This is a genomic window from Methylosinus sp., from assembly GCF_036560965.1.
Classification (GTDB): Bacteria; Pseudomonadota; Alphaproteobacteria; order Rhizobiales; family Beijerinckiaceae; genus Methylosinus.
In genome coordinates, this window is record NZ_DATBQF010000036.1 from 68085 (window position 1) to 88414 (window position 20330).

The 20330-nt window shown below is 65.8% G+C and carries 16 protein-coding genes; 4 read left to right on the forward strand and 12 right to left on the reverse strand.

Annotated features, from left to right (window positions below):
• The 3 genes from VIF40_RS10745 to VIF40_RS10755 form a co-directional block, all read right to left on the reverse strand.
• Window positions 1-1038, reverse strand: a complete 1038-nt coding sequence (locus tag VIF40_RS10745; RefSeq protein ID WP_331937510.1) for a hypothetical protein — start codon at window positions 1036-1038, stop codon at window positions 1-3.
• An 18-nt stretch (window positions 1039-1056) separates the two neighbouring features.
• On the reverse strand, window positions 1057-3288 hold the full coding sequence (locus tag VIF40_RS10750) for a TonB-dependent receptor (protein ID WP_331937511.1): 2232 nt from the start codon (window positions 3286-3288) through the stop codon (window positions 1057-1059).
• A 111-nt stretch (window positions 3289-3399) separates the two neighbouring features.
• Window positions 3400-5043 carry a nitrogenase component 1 gene (locus VIF40_RS10755; protein WP_331937512.1) on the reverse strand — a complete coding sequence of 548 codons (1644 nt, stop codon included), beginning with the start codon at window positions 5041-5043 and terminating at the stop codon, window positions 3400-3402.
• Window positions 5044-5431: 388 nt separating this feature from the next.
• Here VIF40_RS10755 and VIF40_RS10760 point away from each other — a divergent pair, with 388 nt between their 5' ends.
• The 3 genes from VIF40_RS10760 to VIF40_RS10770 all read left to right on the forward strand — a co-directional run bounded on the left by VIF40_RS10760 (window position 5432) and on the right by VIF40_RS10770 (window position 10175).
• Window positions 5432-6433, forward strand: a complete 1002-nt coding sequence (locus VIF40_RS10760; protein WP_331937544.1) for an iron ABC transporter permease — start codon at window positions 5432-5434, stop codon at window positions 6431-6433.
• Window positions 6426-7223 (forward strand): ABC transporter ATP-binding protein, encoded by a 798-nt coding sequence (locus VIF40_RS10765; RefSeq protein ID WP_331937513.1) that lies wholly within the window; start codon window positions 6426-6428, stop codon window positions 7221-7223. Before VIF40_RS10760 ends, VIF40_RS10765 begins: the two co-directional genes overlap by 8 nt.
• Before the next feature lie 756 nt (window positions 7224-7979).
• Entirely contained in the window at window positions 7980-10175 is a 2196-nt protein-coding gene (locus VIF40_RS10770; RefSeq protein ID WP_331937514.1) for a TonB-dependent receptor, read from the forward strand.
• Between the two features lie 145 nt (window positions 10176-10320).
• Here the strand turns inward: VIF40_RS10770 and VIF40_RS10775 are convergent, their stop codons facing one another.
• The 9 genes from VIF40_RS10775 to VIF40_RS10815 form a co-directional block, all read right to left on the reverse strand.
• Window positions 10321-10845, reverse strand: a complete 525-nt coding sequence (locus VIF40_RS10775) for an FmdE family protein (protein ID WP_331937515.1) — start codon at window positions 10843-10845, stop codon at window positions 10321-10323.
• A gap of 4 nt (window positions 10846-10849) precedes the next feature.
• Window positions 10850-11455: a hypothetical protein gene (locus tag VIF40_RS10780; protein ID WP_331937516.1), complete on the reverse strand. Its 606-nt coding sequence runs from the start codon at window positions 11453-11455 to the stop codon at window positions 10850-10852.
• Entirely contained in the window at window positions 11452-12072 is a 621-nt protein-coding gene (locus VIF40_RS10785) for a hypothetical protein (RefSeq protein WP_331937517.1), read from the reverse strand. Before VIF40_RS10785 ends, VIF40_RS10780 begins: the two co-directional genes overlap by 4 nt.
• Window positions 12069-12824, reverse strand: coding sequence for an ABC transporter ATP-binding protein (locus VIF40_RS10790; protein WP_331937518.1), 756 nt, complete (start codon window positions 12822-12824; stop codon window positions 12069-12071). The genes VIF40_RS10785 and VIF40_RS10790 overlap by 4 nt, the downstream gene beginning before the upstream one ends.
• A complete protein-coding gene (locus VIF40_RS10795) occupies window positions 12821-13879 on the reverse strand; it encodes an iron ABC transporter permease (protein ID WP_331937519.1) in 1059 nt (352 codons plus the stop codon). Before VIF40_RS10795 ends, VIF40_RS10790 begins: the two co-directional genes overlap by 4 nt.
• The gene (locus VIF40_RS10800; RefSeq protein WP_331937520.1) at window positions 13876-14967 is read right to left on the reverse strand and encodes an ABC transporter substrate-binding protein; all 1092 of its coding nucleotides are present in this window, start codon (window positions 14965-14967) and stop codon (window positions 13876-13878) included. Before VIF40_RS10800 ends, VIF40_RS10795 begins: the two co-directional genes overlap by 4 nt.
• A gap of 404 nt (window positions 14968-15371) precedes the next feature.
• Window positions 15372-15752, reverse strand: coding sequence for a hypothetical protein (locus VIF40_RS10805; protein ID WP_331937521.1), 381 nt, complete (start codon window positions 15750-15752; stop codon window positions 15372-15374).
• Between the two features lie 91 nt (window positions 15753-15843).
• Window positions 15844-17187, reverse strand: coding sequence for a sigma-54 dependent transcriptional regulator (locus VIF40_RS10810; protein WP_331937522.1), 1344 nt, complete (start codon window positions 17185-17187; stop codon window positions 15844-15846).
• Window positions 17184-18908: an ATP-binding protein gene (locus VIF40_RS10815; protein WP_331937523.1), complete on the reverse strand. Its 1725-nt coding sequence runs from the start codon at window positions 18906-18908 to the stop codon at window positions 17184-17186. Before VIF40_RS10815 ends, VIF40_RS10810 begins: the two co-directional genes overlap by 4 nt.
• Before the next feature lie 169 nt (window positions 18909-19077).
• Here VIF40_RS10815 and VIF40_RS10820 point away from each other — a divergent pair, with 169 nt between their 5' ends.
• Window positions 19078-20328, forward strand: a complete 1251-nt coding sequence (locus VIF40_RS10820) for an NAD(P)H-binding protein (RefSeq protein ID WP_331937524.1) — start codon at window positions 19078-19080, stop codon at window positions 20326-20328.
• Window positions 20329-20330: the final 2 nt, after the last annotated feature.

Here is a 20330-nt window from a genome sequence, read left to right on the forward strand (position 1 = left end):
TCAGTTTCCCATTTGCAGATGGGTGAGCTGACGCTCGAAATCGGTCGGATGCTCCGCGAGATGGAGATCGAGCCATTTCATCTCCACGCAGCGCTGGAGCGGATAGATCTTCGTCCCGTCACGATCGCCGTAGCGATCGCATAATTCCGCGAGCGTTGGAATGGCGGCATAAGCGGCGCGCGTGCGCGTCCGGTAATCGTCGACGATCGCCGCGCCGCTCATGCTCTCCAGCGCATCGATATTGTCGTCGTCGACATTGATGATGAGATCGAATTCGCGCGGCTCCGCCCCCTCCGACCGAATGCGCTCGATCCATTCGCGCTCGGATCGCCAGACCTCGTCGCGCATAGACCCTTCCGGCAGAGACTCGAGCCATTTGCGGAGGGTGTCGCGCGTCCTCTCGTCGATCCGCTCGTCCTCGTGCCGCACGCCCCAGCCGAAATAGAAGAATGGGCAGAGATAGCGCCACCCGCCTGGGTTTTGCGGCAGCCGATCCAATCGCGCATTGAGCGCGGGCAAATCGGCGAGCGTGCTCGTGGCGACGAAGAGCCGCGCGCCGAGCGCCATGCCGAGCGCGCCCGCCACCTCCAGCGTCGTCATGATGAGATCGAAATTGCCGCGCCTGCCGTTCCAACGATCGTGAACCGCGCCGACGCCGGCGAGCGAGGCATGCACCGTCTTGCAGCCGAACGTCTGCCGCTCGAGCAGCCACTCGCGCAGCTCGTCTCTGCTTCGCTCGCGCAGGCCGCCGAGCGTGATGCCCGAAAGGGGCGGATAGCGTCTCGGAAAGCGCCGATCCAGCGCCTGGATGAGCTCGAGCGTCGCACGATCATAATCGGAGGTGTAGTTGAGCACATAGCCGACGGAAGCGGCCTCGCTGTTCTGCTCCTCCCATTCGAGCAGCCGCTCGACCACTCTGGAGAAGCGCGCCGAATCCATGCGGGCGAGCGTCTTGTCGCCCATCAGGCAATATTTGCAGCTATGGGCGCATGGAAAGAGCTTCGCATGCACATGTATGGACTGGCGTCGCATCGTCATGCGCCCATCTTTCCCGCGTCAGAATTTGAGCTGCGCCGACACGGCGAAGGTGCGCGGCGAGCCGACATAATTGGAGGCGATCCAATAGGCCTTGTTCGCCACATTGGAAACATTGAAACGCAGCACGAGCTCCTGTCCGAGCGGTAATTTCCGGCCGAAGAATTCGGAGGTGCGATAGCGAAAGCCGACATCCTCCGTGGCGAAGGAGGGCAGATATTCCGTGTTGAGGCGATCGACCGCCTGCTGGCCGGTGAAATAATAGCCGCCCGTCAGCGTGACGCCGGGCAGGAAAGGAAGATCATATTCCAACGTGACCTTTCCTTCGGTGCGCGCAATGTCGGTCGGGACTTTGCCGTTGATGGTGGGCGCCGTCGCAGACGTATTGCTCTGCGTGACGCGCGGGTCGAGCAGCGTCACGCCGCCGAAGATGCGCAACCCTTCATAGAGATTGCCGGTGACGGTGAGCTCGACGCCGCGATTGCGCTGTCGGCCATCCTGCACATAAGTATAAGTGCTGTTGCCGTTGTAGCGCGCATATTGCAGCGCCTGCTCGATCTGGAAAAAGGCGGCGGTGAGCAGCAGGCCGTCGACGTCGGCCTTGGCGCCGATCTCATATTCACGGCCGACATAGGGCGGGAGCGTCTGTCCGCCATTGGTGTAGACCGGCGTTCCGCTGCTCGGCACGACCTGGCCGCCCTGCAGCGATTCGCTATAGGTCGCATAGGTCGAAATCCAGTCGAGCGGCTTGAAGATCAAGGATGCGCTCGGCGAGAGCCGGCTCTGGTCATAGGCGGAGGTCACGGCGCCGGTCGTGACATTGAAATTCGTGCCATGCACCCAGGTGTAATTGCCGCCGACGAGCAGCGACCAATGATCGTCGAATTTGATTTCGTCGCCGAGAATGACGTTCTTCTCATTATTGTAGCCCGACGTCCTGTTCGGCCCGACGGTCGACGAATACCAGCCGGGCGCGGCGAAATAGAGCGGCGTCGCATAGGGCAGGCCGTTGATCGTCCAGGAATTGAAGCTCTCCGGATCGCGCACGGAGCGATAATCGTCGCCGTAGAATCCGGCCGTCACCTTGTGATGGATGAAGCCCGTGTCGAAGATGGCGTCGACGAAAGCGTAGCCGGAATTGCCGAACTCGCGCGAGTTGGAATTATGCGCGGTGGTCTGACTGTAAGTGAGATTGAGATTGGAGACGGAGTTGTTCGTATAGAAATTATTGCGCGTCATATCGATATTATAGGAATAGGCTGCGCGCGCGGTAAAGACGTCGTCGATCTTCCATTTGAAATCGAGACCGACGCGATCGCGTTGCGTGTCGAAGGCGGACAGAGGTTGACCGTAATATTTCGTCGGGTCGGGCGCGCCGGGATGGCGCACCTTGCTGGAGCCGTCGGAATTGGTCGCGAAGTTCCAGAAGGGATCGGCGCCGCGCACATCGAAATCCATATGCGAGGCGATGAAGGTGAAGGACATGTCTTGAACCGGGCGCCACGCCAGAGCGGCGGTGAGAACGTCGCGCTTCACGCTCTGCTGGTCGACCGGCGCGTCGCCGGTCTGGCCGACGATATTGAGCCGATAGGAGAATTGTCCATCCTTGTCGATCGGCCCGCCGAAATCGCCATGCAGATAGGGCGACAGGCCGCCGTAATTGCCGATGGTGACATCGGCGAGCGGCTTATCCGTCGGTCGCTTGTAGACGTAGTTCATCAGCCCGCCGACATTGTTCGGGCCATAGAGAAAGCTGGTGAGGCCGGTGTAGATCTCCACCCGCTCCTTGTCCTCGAGCGGGATGATCGCGAGATTTTGCGTGCGCAAGCCGTCTTCCGCGCGTCCCGAGCTATTGGCGAAAGCGAAGCCGCGAATTTTAAAATTCGGCGAGGCGCCGCGGGCCGTCGTCGTACGCAGCTGAATGACCGGGCTGACCTTGAAGATGTCGTCCGGCTTCCATGCCTGTAGATTTTCGAGGAGATCGGCGGAGAGAACATTGACCGAATAAGGCGTGTCGAGAATGGCCTTGGCGCCGAACGGACCGAGATTGCTCACTTTGCTCGGCTTATAGCCTGCCGCTTCGCTCCCCTCCGCGGCGGGCTCGGCGCGATCGGAGGCGATGCTGATCGGGGGCAATGGCGTCGCCTCCTGCGCGGCGGCGTGATCGAGCCCGACGATCAGCGCGACGCCGGAGGCGAGAGTCGTCATCGCCGGGCGTCGAGCGGTCTTGGCCTTCAGGTCGAATGCGTTCATATCCCCATTCCCCATTTTGCTGCGCGCGTCGCGACGCGCGCGTCCCCGTTCGGCGCCTCTCGCGAGTCGCCGTTGCCGTCGTCTGGTCGCGCGTGGAATTGCGCTAGTCGCTCATGAAAATTCGAAAGCGTCGCGCCGCTTGCGCGCCGCCGATTGCGATCGGCCGTCGGCGCCGGAGGACGAGAGCCTCGGAGAGGTCTCCGCCGTCCAGGGCGCGCGGAGCAGCCCACGCCAGGGCGCGGCGAGATGGCGGTCGAGCGCGTCGGCCAGTCGCGCGAAACCGTCATATCCCCAATAATGATTGCCCTTGCGATCGAAGAGCGGCGACAACGGCAGCGCGGGGAAGCCGCGCTTGCGCCAGTCGTATTCGTCGCGCTCGAGTCCGAGAACGAGGTCCGGCGCCGCTTCGGCGAGATAGGCTTCGACAGCGCCGGCGCTCGGCGTCTCGCCGTCGCAGACGCGCCGTGGCTGGCGCCGGGCGCCGGTCTTGCCCGTCCATCCCGTGACATCGCCGATCCGCATGCCGAGCAGCCGGAAGGGCTCGAGCTGATCCTGCGTCATGGGCTTGAAATGAAGCAGCAGCTTTCCCTGCAGCCGCGGTCGATAGCGCGCGACGACAGCATCTGTCGCGGCGCGATTTTTCGCGATCACGCGTTCGGCGCGCGCCTGAATCTGCGGGCCGAAATGCGTGGCGACGGCGCGCAGCGCGGCGTCCGTCGCCGAAGGCCCGGCAAAGCAGGTCCATTGAATCGGCGCGCCGAACCAAGTGTGGAGAAGCTGCGCATAGCCGCCCGCGCGCAGGTCGCGCGGCGGCTCCTGGCCGAGCGAAAAGCCGATGACCAGCTTGCAGCCGCTCGCCTTGGCGAGATCGCTCGAAGAGGAGCCTGTCAGCACATGGATCGGCCGCAGGCCGATGTCGCGCAGCAGCCGATCGACGATCCAGACGAGGCCGACGGCGTCGCGATAAAAGGTCAGAGCGATGTCGCGCGCGCCCGAGCGCGCCTGCTTCTCGCGGCTCTGCGCGGCTTTCAGCGCCGCGGCGGTGTCGACGACATAGGTGCAGTTGATCCGCGCGGATTCGCTCGCGATCGGAATGATCTGCATGTCGAGCGCGCGCGCCTTGATCTTGGCGACGCCGCGCGCATTGGCGTTCATCAGAGCGATCGGGTCCTCGTTCAGTATGGTCGCGCCGCGCGCCAGCGGAAACAGCGTCTTCAATTCGTCGAGCGCGCGGGCGAGACGCGCATCGCCGTCGTCGTCCATATCCTCGGCGCGCAGATCGGTGCAGGCGTGCAGCTCCGCGAATCCATCGACGCCTTGCACGAAACCCGGCGCGACGAACCGCGTCGCCTGCGAGAAGACGCCGCAGCCGACCGGGCCGTGGACGAGTGGAGCCATATCGAGATTGGCGCCCCAGCCGCTATTGCTCTCCCCTATGAAAGAACCCGTGCAATAGCGCAGCAGCCCGGCGTCGGCATGGGGCCGCGTCGGCGGCTCGGGCAGTCGATCCATCGACATGCGCTCGCGCGGCGGTTCGACCGGCCGCGCGCTCTTAGGCTTGCGGCCGCGCGGGTCCTTCTTGTAATCGGCCGCCGCAGCCGCGCTTGCGGGCGTCGCCGCGGACGGCGATCGCTCCGGCGTGATTCCGACCATCCCCGCGGACGGGCCGGTGCGCCATCGGATCGTGAGACCCTTCTGCTTTTTCGGGAGGAGTGGGTTGAGCGAACGCATGCCCGGATTGGCGACCTTCGTCATGTATGGCTCCTATATAACGGGAGCCGCCGGCGTCGCTGTCAACATTTTTTTATTTGTTTGCAAGCAGATAATCGCTTGTCTGAAAGATGACAAACGATCTTCCGGTTTGTGACGCGGCGTAGCGCCCGCAAAAATCAGGACAGAGCGCGCCTTTCGCCCATCACGCGGGCCTTCCGCACGCCGAGCGCGCCGTCGCTCCGCCCTCATCGGGGACGCCAAATATCGGGCGGAGCGCAAGAAAATGCCATCGGCGCCGCAAGAATCGGCTTTTGCGCCATGGCGCGCTCGTGCCATATATCTCCCCTACACAGCGTGAACGAGGAGTGGGGCAGTGGCATTCGCGGCCGGCGTCGATTCGAGGACGACTCACGGGCCCTTCGTCGAGAGCCTGCCGATCCTGCTCCATGGCCTGCTCTTTCTGCTGATGCTCTTCTCGCTGACGCTCGGCCGCTATCCCGTGCCTTTCGGGGATGTCGCGCGCATCGTTCTCACCACATTTCCGATCGACGCCGTCGGCGACTATGACAACGCCCCCTGGGTGGTGGTCGAGATCGTGCGCATGCCGCGCATTCTGCTCGTCACGCTCTGCGGCATGGCGCTCGCCATGTCGGGCGCCGCCATGCAGGGCGTCTTCCGCAATCCGCTCGTCGGGCCGGAGATCGCCGGCGTCTCGTCCGGCGCCTCGCTCGGCGGCGTCGCGGCGATCGTGCTCTCCTGGCCGCCGCTCGGCATCGTCGGCCTCGCCTTCGGCTCCGGCCTCGCCGCGCTCGCCGCGGCTTTTGTTCTGGCGCGGCTCGCGGGACGCGGCGGCGCGCTCGCCCTCGTGCTCTCGGGCGTCATCATCGGCGGCTTCTGCAGCTCGCTCGTCGGCCTGTTGAAGACGCTCGCCGATCCGCTCGTGAAGCTGCCCTCCATCGTCTACTGGCTGCTCGGCAGCTTCGCCGGCGCGACCTATGAGAAAGTGGCGATCGTCGCCGGCGTGACGCTCGTCGCTGGAACGCTGCTGCTGGCTCTGCGCTGGCGCATCAATCTCCTGTCGCTCGGCGAGACCGACGCCAAGGCGCTCGGCGTCGATGTCGACGCTCTACGCTGGGGGCTGATGGGGCTCGTCGCGCTGCTCGTCGCCGCGCAAGTCTCCGTCTCCGGCGTCGTCGGCTGGGTGGGGCTCATCGTGCCGCATCTCGCGCGCATGATGGTGGGGCCGGAGCACACGCGCCTCTTGCCCACGGCTGCGGCGCTCGGCGGCCTCTATCTCCTCGCCATCGACGATATCGCGCGCAGCCTTACCGAGCAGGAGATTCCGATCGGCCTGCTGACGAGCGCGGTCGGCGCGCCGATCTTCGCTTTCCTGTTCTGGAAGACGCAATCGAAAGGCTGGATGCGTGAGTGACGCGGCGATCTCCCTTCGCGATCTCGGCTTTTTCTATTCGCCGGAGGTCTGGGCGCTGCGCCATTGCGAGGCGACGATCACGCGTGGCCGCGTGTTCGCTCTGCTCGGCCCCAATGGGCGCGGCAAGACCACGCTGCTGCATCTCGTCATCGGCGCGCTGAAGCCCTGCGAAGGCTCTCTCGAGGTGAAAGGGCGCGTCGCCTTCGTCCCGCAGCTCTTCGAGGTGAGCTTCGACTATACTGCGCTCGACATGGCGATGATGGGCCGCGCGCGACACATCGGCCTGTTCGCGCAGCCCTCGCGCGCCGACGAGGCGGCGGCGTTGGCGGCGCTCGATCGCTTCGGCATGGCGGCTTACGCCGAGCGCCCGTTCCACGCGCTCTCCGGCGGCCAGCGCCAGCTCGTCATTTTCGCGCGCGCGCTCGTCGCCGAGGCCGAAATTCTCGTGCTCGACGAGCCGACCTCGGCGCTCGATCTCGAGAATCAGGCGCTGGTGCTGGAGCGCATCGCCGCGCTGACGCGCGACGACGGCCTCACCGTGGTGATGACGACGCATCATCCCCATCACGCGCTGGCCATCGCCGACGATGTGCTGCTGATGCACGGGCAGGGCGACTACCGCGTCGGCGCGTCGCGCGCGCTGCTGACCGAGGACAATCTGCGCGCCCTCTATGGCGCGCCGCTGAAGCGCCTCGCCTTCGAGCACGAGGGGCGAAGCCTAGAGACGATCGCCCCGGTGCTGACTCCCGCGCGGCGAGAAGCTGCCCGTACGATCACGAGGAGCGCATGATGTTGCGACGCCGGAAAGAAGCATCCTCGCTTTCCGTGCTCGGCGATCGGCGAAATCGATAACATGCGTGCGCGCAGCGGTTCGGCGCCTGCGCGACCATACATCGAGCGCTTCAGCGTTTTCAGGCGATTGACAGGCGGTCGACGATGGCGCGAGGCGAGACGACGACGCCCGCCTCCTCCGCTTCGTCGATCGCGAGCGAACGGTCGAGGGCGCATTCGGCGTATGTTCGGCCTGCGCGTCGAGGAGATCGCAGAGCGTGATCGATTGAACCGCGCGCCTCGTGTCTTTGGCCGCCGCAAACCACGCCGCGTCGTTCTCCGTCATGAGCCATGTCGATCCAATGATCGTCGACATATTGCATGCATTGCCGCCGCGGTCCCGGCCCGAAGACCCGGCTCCATCCTTGTTCAATTTATCGAATTAACGACAGCTGTGAATATAAATTGCCGCCACTACCCATATTGGAATATTTATAAAGAAGCGCGTATTGTATTTAATATAACAACATATGGCGCCGCAGCAGCTAAATGTGGAATTAGTTTAGTTTCAAACAAGCATGATCGATCGCAGCAGGGACATCATTGCAGAGCTGCCAGCACGGATCCGCGATCGCAGAATTAAAACCTACGAATCTTTCCAAAGAGACCAGGATATAGGTCCTCATTGGAATTGTTTTAGCAGCTATATGCTTGTTTATCTTTCTTAACGACCGTAGTCGTCGGCCAAGAATTGCAGCCGAGCGAGGTCGAACTCATGTCGCACGCCACTCTCCAAGCATCCTCCACTGTCGCGTCGGCGCTCGTCGTGTCGCTCGTCATAGGCCCCGCTCGCGCGCAGGAGGCGTTGCCGACGATCGACGTGGCGGCGCAACCAGCGGATATCGACGCGAGCCGGAAGGAACGACGGCCCATTGTCGGACCGCTCGGCCCTGCGCCCGCCGAGGCCAAGAGCCTGAAGCAGATCACGCAAACAATCTCCGTCGTCGATCGGCAGCAGATCGAGCTCACCAATCCTACGGGCCTGCTCGAAATCCTCGCGCAGGCTCCGGGAGTCGCCGTCGCTCGCGCCGGTGGAATCGGCGGACAGATCTATTTGCGCGGTTTCAGCTCCAACACGATGCGCTCGCCGCTCTATGTCGACGGCGATCGGCTGCACGGCCGCAACACGCTGCAGCTCAATTATTTCGCGCCCGAGGAAATCGAGCAGGTCGAGGTGATCCGCGGGCCGGCCTCCGTGCTCTATGGCAGCGATGCTCTCACCGGCCTCGTCAATGTCGTCACGCGGCAGCCGTCCAGCAATGTCGATGGGCCGTTCCGTTTCCGGCGCGGCGGCGCGTCATTCGGTTACGGAAGCGCGGCGACGGCGCTCAGCACCTATGAATGGGCGGAGGGCGCAGGCGATGGGTTCTCGGTGAGGGGCGGCCTCGCGGGACGCAAGGGCCTCTCCTACGAAACGCCGTGGGGGGTGGCGCGCAACGGCGATTACCGCAGCGTCGGCGGCGATTTCTCGCTCGGCTATTCGCCGACGCCGGATCAACGTTTTGTGGCGAGCTTTCGTGGCTATGTCGAGACCGACGGACGCGCGGGCGGCGTCGGCGGCGCGCCCGGATATCCGTACCTCAATGTGCGGCAGAGCCCCAACGAGCTGCTGATGGGCCGCCTCGCCTATTCGGGCGATTTCACCGGCGGCCTGATCTCCCATGTCGAAGCGTCCGCCTATGTGAATTATTTCGACACGCATCTCGCCACGATCAACACCACGAGCGCAAAGCAGACGGTGTTCTCGGACAGCCATGTGATCGGGCCGGTCGTCATTGGCGGGCGCGTGCTCGCCGTCGCGCCCTGGTCGATCGACGGATTCGGCTCGGTGGTGACGAAATTCGGCGGCGACGCCTTCTATGAGCGCCGCCCCGGCAGCCTCGGAACCTCCATCACCGCGACGCTTTCCAATGGCGTGGTGACGGCGCAGCGTTATTCGCCGCTCACCCAATCCGTGCCGGAATCCTTCCAGACCAACGGCGGCATTTTCATGCTGCACGAATGGACGCCGTTCGAAGCGCTCACCGTCTCCGCCGGCGGCCGGCTCGACTATTTCAACACGCGCACACGTCTGTCGCCGCTCCCTTCCGCCGCGCTGCTGTCCGCCTATGTGGCCAACAGCGACACCGACAGGCTGGCGCCGACAGGCAGCGTCGGCGCCGTGCTGCGCGTCGCGCCCGCCCTCGACGTCGTCGGCAACATATCGACGGCCTTCCGCCATCCGACCAACTCCGAGCTGTTCAATTCGACGGCGACCTCGCTGCCCAATCCCAATCTACAGCCGGAGACCGGCGTGACCTATGAGGGCGGGCTTCGCCTCCATGTCGCGGAGGCGACCGCCAGCATCACCGGCTTCCACAGCGTCTATCACAATCTTCTGCAGACGCAGTCGGTCACCTATATGGGCGTGTCGACCTACACGCAGAGCCAGAACGTCGGCCGCGCCGAAATCGATGGCGTCGAATTCGAAGGACGCTGGCAGGCGACGCCGGAGCTCAATCTCTTCGGCAATTTCACCGTGCTCGAGGGCACGAACACGACGACGGGGCGGCCACTCCCCTATATCGCGCCGTTCCGCGCGCGCTTCGGCGCGCAGGTGGCGCCGCCCGGCGCGGGCTATTCGCTGCAGGCCGTGCTCAACGCCGCCGCCGGCAAGACGCGCATCGACACGACGCAGGAATACAAGACGTCCGGCTATGTGGTGCTGAACCTCTATTCGAGCTTCGATCTCGGTGTGCTGATCTCGCCGAAGCTCGGCGACACCCGCCTCAGCGTCGGCCTCGAGAATGTGTTCAATACCGCTTATGTCGACGCCGCGACCTTCGCCAACATCAATTATTCGCGCAGCTTAACCAATCCGCTGTTGGAGCCCGGACGCAATTTCATCGTCAAGCTCACACATAATTTCTGATGCGGCTTTTGCTCGCACGCCTCTCATGCGGAGGCGTGCGAGCTTATGGCTCGCGCCAGGAATAGCTCACGAGAGCGGCGCGCCGAGCGAAAGAAGGCGAGCCATAGGCCCGCCTTCTTTGTCGTCCTCTCGATGTCCGAGCCGATCACGAAGCCGCGTGTGGCTCCGCATCATAAGCCTCTTCCGCCGGCAGGCTCATCAGGCGATCGGCCATGTCCTGCTTCAGCCATTCGAGCCGCTCTTTGTCTTCCGGCGTCGTTGCGCCACGACGCGCGAGCTCGATGAATTCGGCGTGCACGACGCCCGGACGCACGGTCACATCGACGCTGGCGCCGCGATAGGCGAAGCGGAAGAAATAGCGCCCACGCGGGCTCTCGACGACATCGGCGCCGCCGAGATCGAGATCGACCGTATAGCGCCCGCCGGTGAAGGAGCGCGTCGCCATCTCGATCGCGTCGCGGCCGCCGGGACCTGGAAAAGCGGTGGCGATCGTCACCTCGTAGCGCTCCGGGCGGCCGTCGACGCAGAGCAGCGGAAAGGCGCGCTGCATCGCTTTGAAGCCATGCGCGGCCCCGCCGATGAAGCTGCGGCCGTGATATTTGAGAATATCCGCGAAGGAGATTGCAATCGGCTCGCCATGGTCGAGCACTGTCAGCGAATCGTCGGTCATGTTCTCAGAACTCCTCCTTCAACCACGGCAGAAAGCCGTCGAGAAATCGCGTCGCCGCCGGCATGAAGTGCGATCCGTGATGATAGAAAGGGTCGAGGCTCGTCACGAGCATGCGGCCCTTCGTCGTCACCTCGTCGAGATAGAGAACGGAACGTCCCTCGGCGTCGTCGATCAACGAGCGCGCGCCATCCGGCGGAGAGAAGACGCCGTGCAAATGCCAGGCGATGTCGTTTGCGCCGATTCGCGCGAACAGCGGATGGCGCGGATCGGCGATCGAAAGGCCGAGGCTCGCGTCGGGCTCGAGCCACCACCACCAATTGGTCGGCACGCTGATGAAGCGGATCGACGGCAGCCACAAATGCTGATCGGTCTCGCCCATGGCGACGACGGCGCCGCCCATAGCGAGATAGGCTTCGAGACGCGCGCGATGCGGCGCGAGCCGGCTCGCGGGCGTTCGGCACGGCGCGAGCACGATGTCGAAGCGCGACAGATCGACGTCGCCGAGATCCTCCGGCCGCACGAGCGCGTCGAAGAGACGCGCAAAGCGCGGCGCCTCCAGCGTCTCGCAGTGATAGGCCGTTCCCGGATGAATGGCGAGAATGCGAGTCACGCCGTTGCTCCTGCGCACCAGGTGACGATTCGCTCGGCGAGCGCGACATTGACGGAAGGCTCGTCGCAGACGGTCCAGAGATCATTGCCGGCGTGCATCAGTAGCGCGCCGCCGGCGGGCCGCTCCCAGACCCAATCGATCGGCGCCGCCTGCGGGCCGACGCCGGTCAGCGCGCGGCCGCCGGGCGGCGGCGGCGCATGTCCGCGGCCATAGAAGCCGGCGACGCCGCGGCGCGTCTCCAGCCGTGCGCGGTCGAGCCCCTCGAAGACGGCGTGCTCGCCGAGCGCGACCAGCGCGAAATCGGCGCGACGCCCGGCGCCGAGCGGAACGAAAGGCGCGAGCTCCGGCAGGAATGGCCGCGCGAGATGGCCCATGAAGGCGAGCCGCCCGCCGCGATCGAAGAAGGCTTCGAGCGCAGCCGAGCGGCGCGCGAAATCCACCTGGTCGAGATGCATCGTCGTGACGAGGCCGCGCGCCGCCGCGAGGCGCGCGTCGTCCAGCTCCGACTGCGGCACGATGGCCAGCGCGCCAGCTGCGAGCGGCGCATCGAAAGCCTTCGGCGGCGGTCCGTCGCCGCTCAGCACGAGCAGATTTTCGCGGCCGGCGGCGGCCGTCATGGCGCGGCTCCCGCGAACAATGGGACGACGGTCTCGATCGGCGCGCGGCCTTCATCCTCAAGCGTGACGCGCCGCACGGGCAGCCCATAGAGGCGCGTCAGATTGCCTTCGCTCAGAATCGCGCGCGTCGGGCCGATCGAATGTTCCGAGGGTCCCAGCATGAGCAGCGAGTCGTCGGAGACGCTCAGCGCATGCTGCGGCAGATGCGTCGAGAACAATATGGCGTGACGCCCCTGCCGCTTCACCTCGCTCAGCACTGTGAGCAGGCGGTTCTGATTGGCGAGATCGAGCGCCGAAGCCGGCTCGTCGAGAACCAGCGCCGGCGAGCCGGTGGCCAGCGCGCGGGCGAGCAGCACGATCTGCCGCTCGCCGCCCGAGAGCCGGTCGAACGGCCGCTCGGCGAAATCGCGCGCGCCGACGAGCTCCAACGCATCGAGCGCGGCGCGATTGTCGGCGGCGCCCGGCGCGCCGAACAGGCCGAGGCCGCGCGCCCGGCCCATGACGACGACATCGAGAACGCGATAGGGAATGTCTGCGCCGACCGACTGCGACACATAGCCAATGACAGATGGCGCGATGCGGCGGCCGGCGGCGAGCGGAACGAGCCCGGCGAGGGCCTTGATGAGCGTCGTCTTGCCGCGCCCGTTCGGACCGAGCACGGAGAGAATGCGGCCCGCCTCGAGCATGAAGGAGATGTCGGTGAATATCCACCGCCGGCCGCGCTGCGCGCCGGCCTTCTCGAGACCGATCATCTGGCGAGCTCCTTGCGGCGCATCTGCCGCAGCAGAGCGGCGAAGACCGGCGCGCCGATCAGCGCGGTGATGACGCCGAGCGGTATCTCCGCCGCTGTCGCGCTGCGCGCGAGGCTGTCGACGAGCAGGAGATAGGATGCGCCGAGCGCCGCGGAAACCGGCAGCAGCGCCCGCTGATCGCAGCCGACCAGGAGACGCGCGGCGTGCGGCACGACCAGCCCCACCCAGCCGACGACGCCGGCGACGGCGACCGCCGCGCCCTCTATGAGCGCGACAGCGGCGAAGACGAGCCAGCGGTCGCGCTCGACCGGAAGGCCGAGGGCGCGCGCCTCCTCCTCGCCGAGCGAGAGGACATTGATGCGGAAACGCATGAACCAGAGCATCGCTACGCCGGCGAGGACGCCGGGCGCCGCAATGCCGAGGCGCGCCCAGGTCGCGGCGGAGAAGCTGCCCATCAGCCAGAACACGATCGCCGGCAGCGAGCTGTTCGGATCGGCGAGAAACTGCAGCAGCGAGACGAGCGCCGCGAACAAGGCGCCGATGACGACGCCGGTCAGCACCAGCATCACCGTGTCGCTGCGGCCCTCGACGCGCGCCAAGGCTCCGACGAGCGCAAGCGCGACGGCGCCGGCGGCGAAAGCCGCGCCGATGAGCGCGAAGCCGCTGAAGCCGAGCGAGATGGCGAGCGCGCCGCCGAAGGCCGCGCCGGGCGACACGCCGAGAATTTGCGGCGCCACCAACGGATTGCGGAACACGCCTTGCAACGCTGCGCCGCTCACGGCCAGCCCCGCGCCGCACAGAGCGGCGAGCAGAACGCGCGGCGCGCGCACGAGCAGAATGATGCGCTCGTCCATCGCGCTCCAATCCGCCGTCATTGGCGCGACGCGCGACAGCAATATTGCGATCGCCCTTTGCGGCGCGATCTGAAAGCGTCCGATGCAAAGCGCCGTCAGCGCGGCGACGAGAAGCAATGCGAGGACGGCGAGCGCTCCGGCCCAGCGCGGGAGCGCTCGCTTTTGCGGCGTGTCGCCGCTCGCGGTCGCGAGCAGGCTCATTTCGACGCGCTCGCGGCGAAGCGATCATAAAAGCGCGCCTCGCCATTGATCGGCATGCGAAGCGCCTCGTCCAGATCCGCCTGCGACGGCGTCTGGCCGTAGAGCAGCCGATAGGCGCGCGCAATCTCCGCGCGCAGATCATAGTGGAAGGCCTCTGGATAGAGGAGATCGGCGAGCCACATCCAGGTCAGCGGGCTCTCCTGGCTGGGCGGGTCCCAGCGATAGCCTCCGATCGGCATTTTATAGACGCGCCGCTCGCGCGCGGCGCGCGTCGCCGACAATATCTCGTCGTCATAAATGCGCGCGGGCGTGAGCCTCTCCTCGAAGCCGTTGAGCAGGATCACATCCGGGTCCCATTGCGCGATCTGCTCGGCGTTGATCGAGGGCGCCCCCGCGAGACCGTCGGCGGCGTTGCGGCCGCCGACGAGGCGGATGTAGAAATCATAGTAGCTGTTCGCGCCGGCCGCCGCGAGGCCGGTCGCGGCGCGCTGCAGATAGACGACACGAAGCCGCCGCGCTTCTGGAATGTCGCGCGCCGTCTTCTCGATGTCGGCGATCGTGGCGGCGCGCCAGGCGATCAGCTCTTTCGCGCGCTCCGGCTTGCCGGCGATATCGGCCATCAGCGTCAGATTGCCGCGCGCGAGCGGCTCCGTTCCATAGCGCAGCAGCGCTGTCCGCAGACCGGCGTTGCGTAGGGGACCGACGATGTCGTCGCCGCGATCGCCCCATTGCACGACGACATCCGGATCGAGCAGAGCGAGCGTCTCCACATTGGGCATGAAGCCATCCGCGCCGACGCCGGCGACCGACGCGTCTATGGCGCGCGCCTGCGGAAACATGCGTCCGAGCAGGCCTTCGTCGATCGCTCTCTTGGAAGACGGATGCATTCCGACGAGCCGCTGCGCCGAGCCGTCCACGGCGATGAAGGTCGAGGCGGATGGCATGGGAATGGTGACGACACGCTGCGCTGGACGTGGCAAGCACACCTCCCGCCCCGCGAGATCGCCGAAGCAATCGGCTTGCGCGCGCAACGGCGCGCAGGAGGCGACGATAAGGGCCGCGCCGCCGATAATTCCCGCACAACTCATGCCCACCTCGCCGAACGCGCTGCGCAAACACACTCGTCTCGATTGTTCGAGAAGCATCCGAGCTGCATCGACCCGATTCGAGATCGCAATGGCGCGCTCATCGGTTCGATCACGAAGCTGGTGGAGCCGGCTCCCCAAGTCAATAGCGTCTCTTGGTCCTTGGAATTGTTATAGTATCTATGATCGTGAACGTCTCTCGCTCCGAGTGTGGAATGCTTCGAAAGACGCCTCGGCTCTCACGCGATCCGAGCGCCGTGATCGAGCGCATGCGCATCTGGAAGGGCGTCCCTGCTTTTCTATAATTCGGCCGAAACGCGTCGCTGACTTGGCGCAGCCATGGTGCGATCCGGCGGTGCGTTTATCAAATCCTGTCTGTGCATTCTCCAGTTCTGCGTCTCGCGATCTTACCCCGGGGGGTCGAGCCGGCGGTTTCGGACTTGCGCGCCGCGACACATCCGGAAGCGGCCTTCGGCTCCGCGCCCCACGGAGCCCTCCCGCTCGCCGCCGAGGCATTGCGTGAGGTGACACATGGCCTCGAAGCACACGCGCAACGGCAGTTTGCGCGACGCGAAAATCGTCCCCGCGCGTCTATGGCGAGATCGATCGCCTCCTTCGCCGCCGAGCTTCTTCATGGATCTGGCCAATGGCCGAATATGAGAATGGCTTCGGTTCAAATCGATCTGATTCAACGGCGCGACGAAGACGGCGGGGGCGTTCGACGCATACGCGAGCGCGATCCGGCCCATGAGTCCGAACGGCTCGCCAGCGTCGAAGACGTCGATCACCGTGAGGCGGGGCGAGCGTCGGACATCGATCGAACGACTACGCGAGAAGGACAATAGCGCGGGTCGTCCGCTATCGTGAAACGAGACGGATCTATCGCAGCCCGAGCCTAGCCAACATTTTCAACAGCCCGACGCGTGAGACGCCGAGGCGACGGGCCGCGGCGCTGTGATTGTGCTCGGTGGCGGCGAGCGCGGCGCCGATCATGCGGCGCTCCAATTTCTCCTGCGCCTCGGGAAGCGTTTCCATAACCATGTCCGAGGCGGGACGAATTCCGCCGCCGCGCGCGAAATTCAAATCCTCGGCGGAAATCGTCGATGATTGCGGATCGGCGAGCGCGGCGGCGCATTCGATCGTCGCTCTCAGCTCGCGGACATTGCCGGGCCAGGACTGCGCGACGAGCCAAGCGAGCGCCTCCGGCGAGAAGCGCAATTTGCGCTTCTTCGCCGCCTGCGCGAGGAAATAGGCGGAGAGAAGGCCCACATCTTCGCGTCGCTCGTCCAGCGTCGGCGTGCGAATGACGACCCCGCGCAGGCGGTAGTAGAGATCTTCGCGGAAGGCTCCGGAAGCGATCATCGCCTCCAGATCGCGGTGCGTCGCGCTGACGATGCGCACATCGGCGCGCTTCGCCTCACGTCCGCCGACGGGCGTGAAGGTTCCGTCTTGCAGGAAGCGCAGCAGCTTTATCTGCATGGACGGCGGCGTCTCGCCGATCTCATCGAGAAACAGCGTGCCGCCGCGCGCCGTGGCGACGAGGCCGGGGCGATCGGCGTGGGCGCCGGTAAAGGCGCCTTTGAGATGGCCGAATAATTCGCTCTCGATCAGCTCGGCGGGAATAGCGCCGCAATGGATGGAGACGAAAGCCCCGCGACGCGCGCTCGCCCTGTGCAGCGCATGAGCGACCAGCTCTTTGCCGGAGCCGGTGGCGCCGAGGATCATCACCGGCAGCTCGGCCAAGCCAATGCGGCGGATCATGTCCTTCACATGCGTGATGGCGTGACCATTGCCGATCAGCCCGTCGTCGGCGCTCGCCTTTTCGGCGCGGAGCAGCGCGATCTCGCGCTCCAACGCCGCTTTGGCGAGCGCGCGCTCGACGCAAAAGCGTAGGAGGTCCGGCTCCACGGGCTTGGCCAGAAAATCCCAGGCGCCGAGGGAGACGGCGCGCAGCGCCAGCTCATGCTCGCTATGCGCTGTCAGCACGACGGTGACGACGCTCGAAAAGTCCGGCAGCAGTGACAGACCCGCCTCCGGCGTGCGTTCCGGCGGCATGACGAGATCGAGAAGCACGAGATCGGGCCGCGCCTGCGCGAAGAGTTCGCGCGCCGAGACGGCGTCCTTCGCCGTCACGACTTGATAGCCCTCGCGCGTCAGAAAGGCGCCGGCGACGCGCGCGAAAGCGGCCTCGTCGTCGACGATGAGGATCGTCTCGCCGCTCATCTTTGAAACCTCAGAGTGACGCAGGTGGAGAAACCGTCGCGCGCGCCGAGCGCGACGGAGCCGCCATGCGCCGCCATGATCTTGGCGACAATGGCGAGGCCGAGTCCGGTGCCTTCGCTGGAGCGCGAGACGAAAGGCCGAAACAGCCTGTCTTTGATTTCCTCCGGCACGCCGGGGCCGTCGTCGCAGACATGAACGAGCGTCGCATCCCGCGTCGCCTCGACAAAGATGGCGACACGGCCGCCGGCGGCGCGCGCATTGGCGACGAGATTGTCCATCGCCTGGGCGAAGCGAAACGGATCGGCGCGCAAATGCGCATCGCTGGAGATGTCGGTCTCGATATCTCCGAAGGCCGCGGCGAGGTCGATATCCGCCGGCTCGACCTTCCAGGGCTTGGCGTAGTCGAGCAATTCGGCGACGAGACGATTCATGCGCCGCGTCTGCTCGATGATCTCGGCGCGCGTCTCCGCCGGCGCGGCGGCGGCCGCCATATTCACGATGTTGAGCGGATTGCGCAGATCATGCGCGATCGTCGATGCGAGCATTCCGAGCTCGGCGAGCCGCTCGCTCTCGGCGCGGCTTCTTCGGCGCTCGATGTCGTCGAGGCTCTGCGTCAGAAGATCGGCGTAGACCACGGCGAGGCGGCGCGCGCCCGGCGGCGAATTTTCAAAGCCTGCGAGCTTCGCCATCCATTTGTCGCCCGTATCGACGCAGCGAAGCGCGGGCTCCGGCCCTTCGCCGGAAAGAGTCACATCGACCAATGGCCGCAAGGCTACGCGCAAATGCTCGCGCGCGATCTCGATCGCTTCGATCGTCGTGTCCCCGCCGGCGAGGTCGCTGCGCCATTGCGCCATTGTCTCGGCGGAAATCTCCGGGCCGGCGTAGACGAGCCGATCCGCCGCGCGGCGAATGGGCTCGCCGAAAGCGAAGGCCAGCGCCATGGCCGTCGCGACGACGAGCCACAGGGATACGAAATCCATCGACGGCGCGACAAAGCTCAAAGGCGCCGCGGCGAGCAATCCGGCGACGGCGGCGGCGAGCAGCAGCACGAGCGCATAGGCGGCGGCGTGGCGCGCCCAGACATTGGCGGCCATCAGCTCGTAGCGCAGAATGCCGTAGACGAGCAGCGCCGGATAGATCGGCAGAGCGAGAATGGACCAGGGCGCGACCGCCACGCCGAACAGTGGCGGCGCGAAGGAGACGACGGTCGACAGGCCGACGAGCGAGGAGACGAGAACGATGGCGATCTCGCGTCGTCGCTTGCCCTCGGCGCGGCGTAGAGCGAAAATCATCAGCCCATTGCCATAGGCCGCGAGGCCAATCGCCACGGCGACGCCGAAGAGGCCGGCGCCCTCATAGCGAAAGCCGCGCAGTCCGGCGTGTGTTTCGAAAAAGGCGCCGGCGCCGAAGATGAAAAGCAATAGGGTCGCGCCGGCGCCGAGCGCGTGGACGATCGCACGCGTGCGCGCGCCCCGCCCCGTCAGCCGGATCGCGAAATCGACGGCCATCGCCGAGCCGAGCGGCGCCAGCGCCATGGAAGCCGCGCCGATGCGCTCGGGCAGAATCAAGCCGAGGGCGAAGAGCCCGACGATCACGACAAAGGCGGCGAGCTGCTTCGCGCCCGGCGCGGCGCCGGCCCGGACGAGGAGAAAGCCCGAAAGCGCAACGCTCGACAGGAAGGTCGTCGAGATCGAGAGGGTGAACGGCAGGCTCGGCGTCATCGCCGGACTGTATCCTCAGTTGACAGCCAATTCAATGAAATCTGTCTCTGCCGTTTACAGCAATCCCATTGCTGCGCCATAAAAACAGATAGTTATGCTGTGGCGCCGCCATTGCCCATAGGTCTCCCGAAGGCGAAGCCCTTTCGCCCTATTGCCGAGGAGACCGATCATGGCCCGCATTCTCATCATCGGCGGCAGCGGATTCATCGGACGGCATATCGCCGGCCGGCTTCGCGAGCGCGGCCATAGGGTCGTCGCGGCCTCGCGCCGCGAGGTCGATCTCGCGCGCGACGGCGAAGCGCGGCTTCGCGACAAGCTTGCGAGCTTCGAGACCGTGGTCAATTGCGCCGGCCTCGTTCGCGACGACGGCGCCAATAGCATGGACGCCGTCCATGCGGAGGGCGCGTGCAACCTCTTTCGCGCCTGCCTCGCTGCGGGCGTCGCGCGGCTCATTCACGTCTCGGCGCTCGGAGTCGAGAGCGGCGGCGAGACGCTCTATCAGCGCAGCAAGGCGGTCGCCGAAGAGCAGCTCGCAGCGCTCGATCCCACGGGCGCGCGGCTCGATTGGCGCATATTGCGGCCGTCGCTCGTCGTCGGCCGCGGCGGCGCCAGCACGCGCTGGCTGCTCGCCGCCGCCGTATTGCCATGGCTGCCGAGCTTCGGCGCTGGCGCCTGGCGCTTTCAGCCCGTGCATGTCGGCGATCTCGCCGAAGTCGCGGCGCGCCTCGCGGAAGGCGCACACTCGCCGCGCCGCCTCGATGTCGTCGGCCCGGAGCCGATGACGACGGATGCGCTGCTCGCGCTATTGCGCGAATGGCTCGGCCTGAAGCCGACACGCTTCTTTCGCGTTCCCTATCGGCTCTTTCTGCTCGCAGCGTCGGTCGGCGGGCGCGTCTCGACCGGCCCGCTCAATCGCGAGGTGATAAAGCTTCTCTCGCGCGGCAATGTCGCCGATTGCGCGCCGCTGACGGCGGCGCTCGGCCGGCCGCCGCGGCGCATTCACGACGCTCTGGCGCTGGAGCCGGCGTGCGAGGCGGACAGGAGGGCGGCGCGGCTGTTCTTCCTGCCGCCCGTGCTGCGCTGGAGCCTCGGCCTGTTGTGGATCGCGACAGGCCTGCTCTCCTTCGGCCTCTATCCGCAGGAGAAGAGCGATGCGCTGCTCGCCGAGATCGGCGTTCACGGCGCCATCGCCGACATGGCGCTCTATGGCGGCGCGGCGGTCGATCTTCTGCTCGGCGCGCTGCTGCTGCTGCGCTGGCGCCCGGCGCTCACCGGCCTCGCGCAGCTGACGACAATGTTCGTCTTCACGCTGATCGCGACACGGCTTCCCGCCGACTATTGGCTGCATCCTTTCGCGCCGCTGCTCAAGAATTTGCCGATCGCCGCGGCGATCCTCGTCATGATCGCATTGGAGGCCTGACC